The following is an 11,923-nucleotide window of genomic DNA, read 5'->3' on the forward strand; positions in this document are numbered from 1 at the left end:
TCAAGAAAATTTTGCACTGGCTTCTTGACATTCAACATAGAACCTATCCGACAAAAATTTTAGAAAGAACCATCAAATAAATTTTTGTTGTCATTGCGAGGGCTTTAGCCCGTGGCAATCTATCCGTTTTACAATTAAAAGCTATTATTCATAATTGGCAAGATCCTTCGCTTCACTCAGGATGACAATACGTATTATTGGAAGTATTGATAACTTGAAAAAGTGACTATGTCACTCAGGATGAAGGTTTGGAAAATTATAGCATATTATTTGTCGAGCTATAGACTAGTTTATGACCTGATCATCTTTTTTCGAAAAAACCTTATTCAAACCCTCAAGAATACCGGCAGTGCCTTTTTTTGTTGCTATAACAATTCTTTCTTTAAGGTTTTTATCCAATTTATTAATAAAATCTTTTAATAATTTTTCTGCATTTCCAACGCTAATAAACCAAAAACCTTTGTTAGTTAAGCAAGCATCATTACCACCATTACCGGCTACTATTGTGTTATCTTTTTTTACATTAAGCTTTTCTCTCAAGTACTCAACCGCATCACTTTTATCGGCTGCACTTATAAATAATACATGCACAGCCTTTTCATCATTAGCACGATATTGAGCTCTTGCTTTTATATCATCTTTATTAGAACGATTAATACTGTCTTCTGGAAAATATTCACGAGTTATTCTAGAATTAATACCCTTTTCTTGCAGTTTAGATAAACAATCTTTCTCAAATTCATCTATTACATCAGGCATTGTCATAAATTCCAGAAAATATTTCGATGCTCCATATTCATAATAAGCTATTTTAGAATTGTAAAATTCAGGATCTAGCTTTTTATTGCTTTCCAGATCAGGAATTTTAGCTACTTCTCTTTCAGGCAAACGGTACTTATCTGTTTGTCCTAGCTGTCTTATAGTTTCTTTAACATCATCGTGGTTGAATCCTGTATTTTCTTGCCTGATTTTCCAGTCATTATCTAAAATAAAACTGCCATTATCATCCTTTTTATAGATAAATTGCCCATGATTAGTTATAAGATAATCGGGTCTGGGTAACTTTATGCCTTTTTCTAATAACTTATCCTCAAGTTTCCCGTATAGCTCCAGGGTTCTTCCTGTTGCATAAACCAATTTCCCATTCTTTTTATTTTTAAGTTCCAATGCCTCTTGTATTTCCTGCATATTTCCATCGGCAAACGTACCATCAAGATCAAAAACAAACAAATGTTCAGCTTTACTAGACTTATCCCCTAAGCTTTTAAAACTAACCTGATCAACAAAAGTATTGGCTCTGAATTTGTCAAGCTGAGTTTTACTGGTAAAAGTATTACATTTACTGGAATTTATATTTGAATGAATAGACTTAAGCATTTGATCTCTCCAATTTTCATAATAAGCTCTCTTTTTACTAGAAAAACCAGACATACTGATAGTTGCTATTTTTTCAGAATATAAAGCAAAATTTATAAATTAAGCATAAAATCTTATTTTAAGGACGCAATAAAAAATCCATAAGTATTTTTTACGCTGTCCTTATATGCTATACTCGACTTTATCAGAATGATAAAGGTAAATAAAATGCAAGAAATACAATTACAATTAGGGAATATACTAGAAAATAAGACATCCAGGATAATTGTGTTTGACATAGAGACCCAGAAAGGCTTTGATGAAATAAGAAATATACCTGAGATGAAAGTGGCTGTTGCTGTTTCTTGTGATTGTTCAACCGGTAAATATAAATATTACACAGAAGACAACGTTTCTGAGTTAATTGAAGAACTTTTTAGCGCTGATACTGTTATTGGCTACAATGTAATAAGTTTTGATTACTGCGTTTTAAAAGGTTATACAAGCAGAGATTTTAATACGATAAAAACGATAGATATGATGCGCATTGCTCAAGTTGCTTTAGGCTTTCGTCCTAAGCTTGATAATCTGGTAACTGCAACACTGGAAGTATCCAAAACAGCTGATGGTTTGCAGTCTTTAAGATGGTTTAAAGAAGATAAAATTGACTTAATCAAAGAATATTGTCATGCCGATGTCAGATTAACGAAAGAATTATATGAATTTGGCAGAGATAATGGTTTTATATATGCAAACAATAGGGGTTCTAAGGTCAAAGTACCCATTGTTTGGTAGTTATCAAATAATCTTACACAATACCAAATAAATCATATTCACTTGCAGCTTTTATTTTAACAGGCCAAATATCACCGGGTACAAGTGGTTGTTCAGTCTCTATATAAACCAGGCCGTCTATTTCAGGCGCATCACGGTAGCTACGGCCTATTATTTGACCTGAAGATGTTATAGATTCAACTATAACTGGAATAGATTTACCTATAAATGACTCATTTATTTGCTTTGAAATCCCCTGCTGCAACTGCATCAACTCTTTTCTTCTTGGTTTTTTAATTTTTGCAGGAACCTGATTTTTCATACTGTATGATGAAGTATTCTTCTCTCTGGAATACTCAAAAACCCCAAGTTTATCAAATCCATGTTTCTTTATAAATTCATATAAATGCTGATAATGCTCTTCCTGTTCCCCCGGGAAGCCTACTATAAAAGCTGTTCTAATGGCAACATCAGGAATACTGGCCCTTAATTTATCTATGACAGCAGAATTATCCATAACCGGACGATTCATCAACTTTAAGATATCAGGATGACTATGCTGAAGTGGAATATCGACATACTTAACAACTTTATCAAGTTTAGCAATAGTTTTTATTAGATTGTCATTCAATAATGAAGGAAAGGTATACATCACTCTAATCCAGGAAATTTCTTCAACTTCATTTAGTTTTTCAAGTAATGCAGCTAATGAAGGCTTACCATACAAATCCTTCCCGTAACTTGTTGTATCCTGAGCTATAAGAATAATCTCACTAACCCCATCTTGTCCAAGTTTTTTGGCTTCCTGAACTATAGATTCTGTAGATCTACTCCTGTATTTTCCCCTCAAGGCAGGGATAATACAGTAAGCACAGGAATAATCGCATCCTTCCGCAATTTTTATGTAAGAACTTGAACCAACTGTAATCTGAAACCTATTTATATTTTCTGTTTGTAAATAAATAGGGTCATCAGTAACCTGATAAACAGCCTGACTTGATCTATTTGCAAAAGCATTAACAATTTGAGCAATTTTATCAATATCACCCGTTCCAATTACGGCTAAAGCTTCAGGAACTGCTTCCATAAGCTCTTTTTTGTATTTTTGAGCAAGACAACCTGTGATAATAAGTTTCTTACCAGACTCCGCAAGACGCACAATAGCCTTAACAGACTCTTTTTCTGCATCCTTAATAAAAGAACAGGTATTAACAAGCATAATATCAGCTGCTTCTTCATCAAGGTTAATATTATACCCGTTATCAGAAAGTATACCCAGCATTACTTCTGCATCAACAAGATTCTTTGGACATCCAAGATTGACCAGTCCAATAGTCGGCTTAATTCTCAAGTTATATCCTTACTTCTTTGTTAACTTAATTGAGAGGAGTTTGTTTCTGGAGGAGCCTATGCACCATGTCAATTTGAGGGTGCATTAGCACCGACGGAAGAAATTAACTCCTCTCAAAACTACTTTAACAGATTATTACTACCTATAATTTGTAAACTGAAGAGCAGTGTTATAATCATCCTGCTTTTCTCTCAGCATCTTGATAATTTCCTGAAGATCATCTTTATCTTTCCCTGAAACTCTAACCTGATCTCCCTGAATAGCAGCCTGCACTTTAACCTTTGTAGCTTTAATGTCAGCTACTATCTTTTTAGCCAAATCCTGAGTTAAGCCTTTTTTAAGCAGAAATTCTTGTTTTACATTGCCCCCAAGAGAACTTTCAAGCTTTTGGGGATCAAGAATTTTTAAGCTCAAACCTCTTTTGCTCATTTTGGCTTCCAATATGTCTAATATATTTTTTAATCTAAATTCATCAGTAGTCGTAATAACGATACTTTTCGTACCTTCTAATTCAAGTTTACTGCCGCTGTCTTTAAGATCGAAACGGGAGTTTATGTCTCTTTTTGCTTGATCTATCGCATTAACTAATTCCTGATGATCAAATTCAGAAACTACATCGAAGCTTACATCTTTTGCCATAGTTAATTTTCCTCATATATACCACTCTCTATTATACATGATTAACAAAAATCATTACTTAAGGCAAATAAAACTTTTAAGAAAATCTTAAATAAACTATGAATTACTCAAGTTGCTACTTAAATAATCTTGAATATCATTGCGAGGTGACACAGTCACTTTTCTCAAGTCATCAACCCTTCCAATAATACGCACTGTCATTGCGAGGTGGCTGAGCCACTATCACATTGTCAACAATCTTTTTTAATATACAAGAATCATTGATGATGGGTTTGTGCCTCTGGCACCGTGGCAATCTCAAAGCATTAAACTTACAGGTAATAACTTAAGTTATGAATTATATAAAAAAGTAAACTTTTTTTTAAATCTAGCAATTTAATTCTACTGAAATACTTCATATATATATGATATATATGAGAGCTTGAGTCTTATCCGATAAAGGGGCAAAAATGATTTCAAATTCTAATACAAGCAACTATAATCCCTTTGGAGCCAATATTAATCATATAAAAGAAATTCAAATGCCAATTAATGATAATCAAGACGGCAAATTATCAGAATCCAATAAATACAAAAAGACAAACCTGTTATTTTCCACGCAACAATTAAAAGCCCAATATTCCTTAAAAAGCAGCCTTATACAGTTAAGTAAAGCCAATAATAAATATAATATTAACCCTAATAAAATAAACGAATTAACAAATAGAAGTAAAGTTGGTAATAATCTAGACACTAATAATATTAGTAAAACAAGTAATATAAATCCTGCTCCAGAAGTTTAAAATTGCTACTGCATTCATAATGATGTTACTTAACAGCGAATAATTCGTAAAGCCGTTCTTCGACTTCTGGTTCATTAAGCTCATTTGTGAATTTATTTATATCAATAGCCATTTGATAATATTTTGCAGCACTCATCTTATTATCTAAAACCTGATAAGCTCTACCTTTATTGTAATAAGCTGCAGCGTAATTAGGATTACACTTAATAGCCCTGGTAAAATTAATCAGAGCTTCATCAGGCTTTCCTGCACCATCTAAACAAACGACTCCAAGATTATTTAAAGCCACACTATATTTAGGATCAAGTGTAACAGCCTTTTGAAAAGCCACAATTGCTTCTTCAATATAGTCTTTTTCCCAAAGAGCTAAACCAAAATTACAGTAGACTTTTGGAATAGAAGGATCAAGCTTAATCACTTCACAATAACAATCGATAGCATTGTTTAAATCGTTTGTTTCATGATATAACTCACCAAGAGCAATAAATGCATCAACATTATACGGATCTAAAACAACAGCTGTCTGATATGCAACAACAGCAGCATCAATATTACACTTAACCTGATGATAAATTGCGCCTAATGCCTGTGTTACAATAGATGTCCACTCATTATCAGGGTTTAACTTAATCGCTTTTTGATACTCACTTATTGCCCCATTATAATCCTCAAGCTGTACAAGGCCATAAGCCAAACTATTATGATAAAAAGCATTTGAGGGTTCTATTTCAACGGATCTTCTAAAAGCATTAATTGCACTAAATCTATCTTCAAGCTTTAAATATAAATGACCCAATTCATAGTAAATTCTTGCATTATTAGGCTCTAACTCAACAAGGCGATTATAACAGCTCTTTAATTCATCAACATTATCTTTATATTGAGTCTGTAAAAGATTAGTCAATTTAGCCCAGATTACAACATTATCCGGAGAAGATTCTAAAGTTTTCTTATAATACTGAACCGCTTTTGAATAATCACCTATTTCTAGAGATAAATCACCTATTTCAGAATAAAACATAGTTATTTTTCCTGTTCTTTCTGCCGCATCTTCATATATTCTTATTGCTTGATCATATTTTTTTAGCTTTTTAAACAAATTGACGTTAAATTTAATCGATAGAAGCTTAATATCTTCAATAATACTTCTGCAAAGCATCCTAAGAGAATTGTAATCCCATAAGATCATTACAATTCCGGAACAAAAATAATACAGACCTCTGGCTAACTCATTTATATTGGACGCAGATGTCTGCATCTTCTGAATAATATTTACTCCAAGAGCAATTCTTGGCTTTGCAGAGAAAAACTTGTTTATTTTAATAGCTTCTAAAAATTCTTTTTCTGCTTCTTCAAACCTTCCTGCTGCTTTAAGGAAATTTCCCGCATAAAGTCTTGCAACAGAAGAATTAGGATCAATTTTCATTGCCTTTCTACATTCATCTAATGCAGAATCAACATCAATTTGACCCTTTTCCCACAATAAACTTGCAAGTTTACAATATGCTTCCGGGATTGAGGGATCTAACTTTATAGCTTCAAGATAATATAAAACAGCACTCTCAAGATCTTTTTCTAAAGATCTTATCAAATAATTTTCATGAGACTGCCGTGCTAATTTTAAAACTAGGCTAACATCATTCCCGGATAAGGATATATTTAAATCCTTAAACCTTCCCTCTATCATATATGGTTTCCTTATACATAACAGACTGAGAGTATCTCTCCATGTTATGTATATCGGTTCCCCTTTTAAAAACTTTAGTATTTTCCCAATTTATCATCATTTTGGTTGAATTTTTAGAGAATAAATTTGAGCTAACAAGACAAAATACCCATTATTCCTAATAATCTAAAAGTCCAAAACTAAAGAGATGATAAAAATCATCCCTTTATATTATTGAAAACTCTAATTCCAATTATTAAACCACTTGAATCATATTAAAATAGGAATATTGCTAAGTAAATCTATAAAAATCAGCTGCTCTAAAATTCTATATTAACTGCCTGACATTTTTTGATATCCATGGCACTTCCGCATATCTGCCGAGAAAAGCAAACCAAGCACAATAAGCAATGAATACCATAAAACCAAAGTGTAATATTGAGAATCCAAATATTAATGGATCCTGAGCCAAATAAAATACTAAAAAGCCAATAATATTCTTAACTACAGGAACATACATAATAATATTCAGGAAAATCCCCATCAAAATATTGAATAAATAAACTATTATCGAAATAAATATTGCCTGAAATATATGAAACCTAACAAAAGGCTTTATCGACCTGCCTGTCACCTTCGCAAAAATTATCCAGATAAATCCTAACATTCCCATCGTCAAATAACTAATAGAACTTATTAATCTATCAGACATCTCAAGAGTGGAACTATTTCTACCAGGTCTTCTATAATTTCCCCTCATTATTCCTCCTTATTATCGGTTATATTATTTGAACCAGAAGCATATTCATCAACCGCATCTGCGTAAATCATATATATTTCATCATTATCAGGATCGAGACGACTAGCTTCTCTATAATAATTAATTGCCTCTTCAAGATTATCCATTAATACTAACGTATTTCCAAGTGCAACATATGCTAGCACATTTTTGCCATCAAATCCTATAGCCTTTTTATAATTATCAATAGCTTCCTGATACAAGCCTTTTTCTACCATAATATTGGCTAAAATTACATATATTTTGGAATCTTTAGGATCTAATTCTATTGCTTTTCTATATTCTCTAATTGCTTCATCAATATTACCCGACTCTGATAACGAAATGCCATAGCATAAATGAGCTTTAGCATAATTAGGCTTGATAGATAAGGCCTTTTGATAATTATCAAAAGATTCCTCATATTTTTTCAACTCGGATAAGGCATTTCCAATACAAATAAGAGATTTATAATCATTATTATTAAATTCTACTGCTTTTTTATAAAAATCAATAGCTTCTTTAAATTGAGTTTTTTGCATATATATACTGGCTAGATTTACATAATGTTCATAATTTTCAGGATCTAATTTGAGAGCAAAATAATAATTTTTAAGAGCTTCATCATATTTTCTCAAATCCTGAAACGTAAGCCCCAAACCGGAATAGGCATCCACATTATCAGGATCAATTGCTATAGATTTTTCATAACATTCAATAGCTTCATCATATTTACCTGTTTCTGCATAAATATTTGCAAGATTCATATATGCAGAAGCATTTTTAGGATTTAGCTTTATAGCTTTTCTATAACTATCAATTGCTTCATCTGCATTACCAACTAAAAACTGTGTACTACCAATATTTATCAAAGCCTGTATATTTCCAGGATCAAGATTAAGAAGCTCTTTATACGTTTTTAAAGCATCTTCAAGCCTGCCGGAAATAGCTAATGTAGTCCCAAGTACAATATAAGCATCTATATCATGAGAATTTTCCCGAATTTTTCTCCTCGAATCCTCAATAACCTTATTAAGTTCAAGATTTGGTTGTCCTACTGATTTTTCCATTTTCCAAGATAATCTCGTATTTCAATAAACTCGAATTTAGTTAAAATTAAAAAGCTTAACCTCACACAGCTTACCTAATAATATACTACAATTAAGCAAAAAGGTGTGAGGACTTAATAATTAAATATATAGAGTTAAAAGAGGTAGAGAAATTAACCTTCAAAAATATAGCCAATTAAAGCAGCTTCTCTTGCTCTCTTAACTGAAGTTGATAATAATCTTTGATGACGTGCACAAGTTCCTGTGATTCTTCTTGGAAGGATCTTACCTCTCTCAGTTAAGTATCTTTTTAATCTGAGAGTATCTTTGTAATCAATTACTTCCATTTTATCCGCACAGAAATTACAGGGTTTATGCTTTTTTCTATCATTTGCTGTCATTCTTGCCATTGTTTGTAATTCCCTTTCTAAAATGGTATTTCGTCTTCACCAATTAATTCATCAGCACTAAGTTCTTCTTCATTAAAACCGAGATCTTCAACATTCTGGTATTCTGATCCAGCTAAAGCTGCTTCATTAACAACTTCAATAGCTTTAGCATTTATCTCGATGATTTTCTTTTCTTCGCCTGTATTTGTCTTTATAACGCTATTTTGCAACCTGCCTTCTACAATAACAACCTTGTCTTTTTTGGCTGAATCAGCTGCTGTATCGGCAAGTTTTCCAACTGCCATTACTCTTATAAGAGAAGGCTCATCATTCTTCCCTGTATTAATTGTAAAGTATGTTATTGGCAAATTATTGCTAGTAAATCTCTTTTCAGGATTTCTAACAACTGTTCCCATTATTACAATTTTACTTATACTCATTTATTTACTCCAATTTGTCTCTTATAGCTCAATATACTTCAATATTGTTTCCTAAAGCGTAAGAGCATCTTAGGGGATGACACAGGGATAATTTAGCTAGCAACCTTTACTTTTTCCTGAACCGTTGTTAGTTCTCTAATTACATCTTCGTTCAGTTTAAGGTATCTTTTCAAATCAGCCACTTTATTTTCAGGTAATTCAATATTAAATACCACAAAAAAACCGTCTCTTAATTTGTCAATTTCATAACCTAATTTTTTACGACCGATCTTGTCAACATTTAATATCTGACCACCCATATTTACGATATTATCGCTAATATTCTGGGTAACTTGCTCTATACCTTCCATATCAAGGTTTGTTTTAATAATACATATTAATTCGTACTTTCTCAAGGGATTTTATACCTCCAAATAATTCGTAACTTTTAAGGTTATATATTAACATGAACAAAATTAATTTGTTAACAAGTATTCTCCATGAAAAACAAATTCACTTTTGCCTGACATGAATACCCTGTTCCCTTCTTTACCCTGATTCCATTCTATTTTAAGGCTTCCACCAGGTAAATTAGCAACAACGGTATTATCTACAAGATTGTTTACAATTGCTGCCACGACAGATGCGCAAGCCCCGGTTCCACAGGCTAGAGTTATACCACAACCTCTTTCCCAGACATCAATTTTAATATTGTCTCTTGATAATATTTTAACAAATTCTACATTTGTTTTTTCGGGAAATAATTCATGAATTTCAATCTCAGGACCATATTCTTTTGCAAATTTAGCTGTATCTTCCTCTGTGAAAATAATACAGTGCGGATTCCCCATACTAACAGCATTTATATTAAATTCTTTACCTTTTACTTCAACAGGATAATCAATAACACAGTCTAACTCTTTTATAGATGTTGGAACTTTTGAAGCTTCAAAAATGGGGCTGCCCATATCTACTCTTATTTCTCCATTATCAAGAATTTCAGGAGTGATTATTCCGGCTAAAGTACTAATTGTAAATTTTTTCTTATTAACTATACCTTTTTCATAAACATATTTTGCAAAGCAACGAATACCATTTCCACACATCTGAGGTTCAGAACCATCAGAGTTAAAAATTCTCCAACTAGTATCAGTGTCAGCTTTTATTTCTACAGGATTAACGATAATTAAGCCATCTGCACCAATACCAAAATTTCTATCACATATTTTTTTAGCAAGTTCTTCATATTTAAGATTGTGTTTTTGAAATTCATCCCCGTCTATAAGAATAAAATCATTTCCTAAGCCGTGCATTTTAGAAAATTTTATAGATGTATTCATAAGTTATACCCTTGCTAATCAAGTACTGTTTCCTCCAATAAGATAACTTAAGCAGGAAAAATATTCAAACAAGTTGAATATTTTTCTTCGCTAACTTAAATTGGTTAATATAGAAAAAATCAATTATCGACTATTTAATTGAGGATTAAAAACCTAAAACCTTAAAAAACTGGGGACTAGAAACCTAAAACCAAAAAACTTAAAAGCATAGAGGGCCCTGCCTATTGTTTTCTCTTCCAGAAACTCTGATATTTCGGTATCCTCTGCTTTTAATACCTGATAAGGCTTTTTACCATTATTATCCTTGATGTGAAGATCAGCACCGTGATTAACTAAAGTCCTTGCTTGTTCCCAAGTTTGAACCCTATGAATAGGTGTTTTACCATCTTTATCTTTGGCATTAATATCAGCACCATGCTTTATTAAAGCTTCTGTTATTTCTATATCCCGACATCGACCTTTCAAGGATTTATGCAAAAGAGTATCACCATTTTCATCTTGAATATTAGGATCTGCTCCTTTTTCGAGTAGAAATTTTACTAATTCTTTAATTTTTTGTGGAATTAAAGAGTCATCAATAAAAACCCTAGATAAAGGAGTTACACCATCCTCATCTTTAGCATTAACATCAGCACCATGATTAATTAAAAGGTTTAACATTTCTAAAGTTTGAACCGTATAAAGAGGAGTTTTGCCATTATTATCTCTGGCGTTAACATCAGCACCATTTCTTATTAATAAGTCTGCTACTTCTAAATTCTCAGTCCTATGAAGAGGTGTTCTACCATCATTCTTTCTGGCGTTAACATCAGCACCATTCTTCAGTAATAATTCTACTATTTCCTTTTCCCCAGAAAATACAGCTGCAAAATAAAGAGGAGTAAATCCATCATTACTTTTGGCATTAACATCAGCACCATTTTTTATTAATAAATCTGCAACATCTTTACTAAGATATTCATTATGAAGAGGTGCTCTACCATCATTATCCCTGGCGTTAACATCAGCACCCTGCTTTATTAATAATTCAGTCATTTCTTCATTATAATAGTGATAATGAAGAGGAGTTTTACCATCTTTATCTTGAATATTCAAATTAGCACCATATTTAATAAGCTCTTTTGCTACTCTTATAGAAGCCTTGTGCAAAGGAGCAACACCCTTATCATTTTTAGCATTGGGATCAGCACCATTTTCTAGTAAAAGCTTTACTACTTTTTCATTATTTTCAGCCATCATGAGAAGAGAGTCACCAAACATATATTTAGAATTAACATTAGCCCCTTTTTCTATATAATTTTTGACAATTTCAGGATCAAGTTTGTGCTTCCCACGTCTAGCCTTCTGAATGTACCTAACTAAATCTTTATCCAGCTCCTT

General features: G+C 32.2%; 12 protein-coding genes and 1 pseudogene. 2 read left to right on the forward strand and 11 right to left on the reverse strand.

All coding sequences use genetic code 11. The features are described from left to right. Window positions 1-285 precede the first annotated feature (285 nt). Complete coding sequence (locus A2255_09435; GenBank protein OGI22001.1) at window positions 286-1,377, reverse strand: hypothetical protein; 1,092 nt, start codon at window positions 1,375-1,377, stop codon at window positions 286-288. A 207-nt stretch (window positions 1,378-1,584) separates the two neighbouring features. On the opposite strand from A2255_09435, the gene A2255_09440 reads away from it, so the two are divergent. After that, window positions 1,585-2,151, forward strand: a complete 567-nt coding sequence (locus A2255_09440; GenBank protein ID OGI22002.1) for a hypothetical protein — start codon at window positions 1,585-1,587, stop codon at window positions 2,149-2,151. Between the two features lie 13 nt (window positions 2,152-2,164). On the opposite strand, the gene A2255_09445 is transcribed toward A2255_09440, so the two are convergent. Beyond that, a complete protein-coding gene (locus A2255_09445) occupies window positions 2,165-3,481 on the reverse strand; it encodes a ribosomal protein S12 methylthiotransferase RimO (protein ID OGI22003.1) in 1,317 nt (438 codons plus the stop codon). A 138-nt stretch (window positions 3,482-3,619) separates the two neighbouring features. Next, window positions 3,620-4,120, reverse strand: a complete 501-nt coding sequence (locus A2255_09450; protein OGI22004.1) for a YajQ family cyclic di-GMP-binding protein — start codon at window positions 4,118-4,120, stop codon at window positions 3,620-3,622. 449 nt (window positions 4,121-4,569) lie between these two features. Here A2255_09450 and A2255_09455 point away from each other — a divergent pair, with 449 nt between their 5' ends. Then, window positions 4,570-4,902 carry a hypothetical protein gene (locus A2255_09455; GenBank protein ID OGI22005.1) on the forward strand — a complete coding sequence of 111 codons (333 nt, stop codon included), beginning with the start codon at window positions 4,570-4,572 and terminating at the stop codon, window positions 4,900-4,902. A 25-nt stretch (window positions 4,903-4,927) separates the two neighbouring features. Here the strand turns inward: A2255_09455 and A2255_09460 are convergent, their stop codons facing one another. The 8 genes and pseudogenes from A2255_09460 to A2255_09495 form a co-directional block, all read right to left on the reverse strand. Further along, complete coding sequence (locus A2255_09460) at window positions 4,928-6,589, reverse strand: hypothetical protein (protein ID OGI22006.1); 1,662 nt, start codon at window positions 6,587-6,589, stop codon at window positions 4,928-4,930. A 307-nt stretch (window positions 6,590-6,896) separates the two neighbouring features. Next, on the reverse strand, window positions 6,897-7,328 hold the full coding sequence (locus A2255_09465; GenBank protein OGI22007.1) for a hypothetical protein: 432 nt from the start codon (window positions 7,326-7,328) through the stop codon (window positions 6,897-6,899). After that, the gene (locus A2255_09470; GenBank protein OGI22008.1) at window positions 7,328-8,416 is read right to left on the reverse strand and encodes a hypothetical protein; all 1,089 of its coding nucleotides are present in this window, start codon (window positions 8,414-8,416) and stop codon (window positions 7,328-7,330) included. Before A2255_09470 ends, A2255_09465 begins: the two co-directional genes overlap by 1 nt. Before the next feature lie 152 nt (window positions 8,417-8,568). Continuing rightward, window positions 8,569-8,796 carry a 30S ribosomal protein S18 gene (locus tag A2255_09475; protein ID OGI22012.1) on the reverse strand — a complete coding sequence of 76 codons (228 nt, stop codon included), beginning with the start codon at window positions 8,794-8,796 and terminating at the stop codon, window positions 8,569-8,571. 26 nt (window positions 8,797-8,822) lie between these two features. After that, on the reverse strand, window positions 8,823-9,224 hold the full coding sequence (locus A2255_09480; GenBank protein ID OGI22009.1) for a hypothetical protein: 402 nt from the start codon (window positions 9,222-9,224) through the stop codon (window positions 8,823-8,825). Window positions 9,225-9,316: 92 nt separating this feature from the next. Then, window positions 9,317-9,619 (reverse strand): 30S ribosomal protein S6, encoded by a 303-nt coding sequence (locus A2255_09485; GenBank protein ID OGI22010.1) that lies wholly within the window; start codon window positions 9,617-9,619, stop codon window positions 9,317-9,319. 60 nt (window positions 9,620-9,679) lie between these two features. Further along, complete coding sequence (locus A2255_09490) at window positions 9,680-10,543, reverse strand: diaminopimelate epimerase (protein ID OGI22011.1); 864 nt, start codon at window positions 10,541-10,543, stop codon at window positions 9,680-9,682. 153 nt (window positions 10,544-10,696) lie between these two features. Then, window positions 10,697-11,923, reverse strand: a pseudogene (locus A2255_09495) (hypothetical protein).

Source organism: Candidatus Melainabacteria bacterium RIFOXYA2_FULL_32_9, from assembly GCA_001784615.1.
Taxonomy (GTDB): domain Bacteria; phylum Cyanobacteriota; class Vampirovibrionia; order Gastranaerophilales; family UBA9579; genus UBA9579.

Bases quoted from the DNA above. Each gene is read 5' to 3' on its own strand.
- A2255_09435 (OGI22001.1), bottom strand. From the start codon at position 1,377: ATGCTTAAGTCTATTCATTCAAATATAAATTCCAGTAAATGTAATACT.
- A2255_09440 (OGI22002.1), top strand. From the start codon at position 1,585: ATGCAAGAAATACAATTACAATTAGGGAATATACTAGAAAATAAGACA.
- A2255_09450 (OGI22004.1), bottom strand. From the start codon at position 4,120: ATGGCAAAAGATGTAAGCTTCGATGTAGTTTCTGAATTTGATCATCAG.
- A2255_09455 (OGI22005.1), top strand. From the start codon at position 4,570: ATGATTTCAAATTCTAATACAAGCAACTATAATCCCTTTGGAGCCAAT.
- A2255_09460 (OGI22006.1), bottom strand. From the start codon at position 6,589: ATGATAGAGGGAAGGTTTAAGGATTTAAATATATCCTTATCCGGGAAT.
- A2255_09465 (OGI22007.1), bottom strand. From the start codon at position 7,328: ATGAGGGGAAATTATAGAAGACCTGGTAGAAATAGTTCCACTCTTGAG.
- A2255_09470 (OGI22008.1), bottom strand. From the start codon at position 8,416: ATGGAAAAATCAGTAGGACAACCAAATCTTGAACTTAATAAGGTTATT.
- A2255_09475 (OGI22012.1), bottom strand. From the start codon at position 8,796: ATGACAGCAAATGATAGAAAAAAGCATAAACCCTGTAATTTCTGTGCG.
- A2255_09480 (OGI22009.1), bottom strand. From the start codon at position 9,224: ATGAGTATAAGTAAAATTGTAATAATGGGAACAGTTGTTAGAAATCCT.
- A2255_09490 (OGI22011.1), bottom strand. From the start codon at position 10,543: ATGAATACATCTATAAAATTTTCTAAAATGCACGGCTTAGGAAATGAT.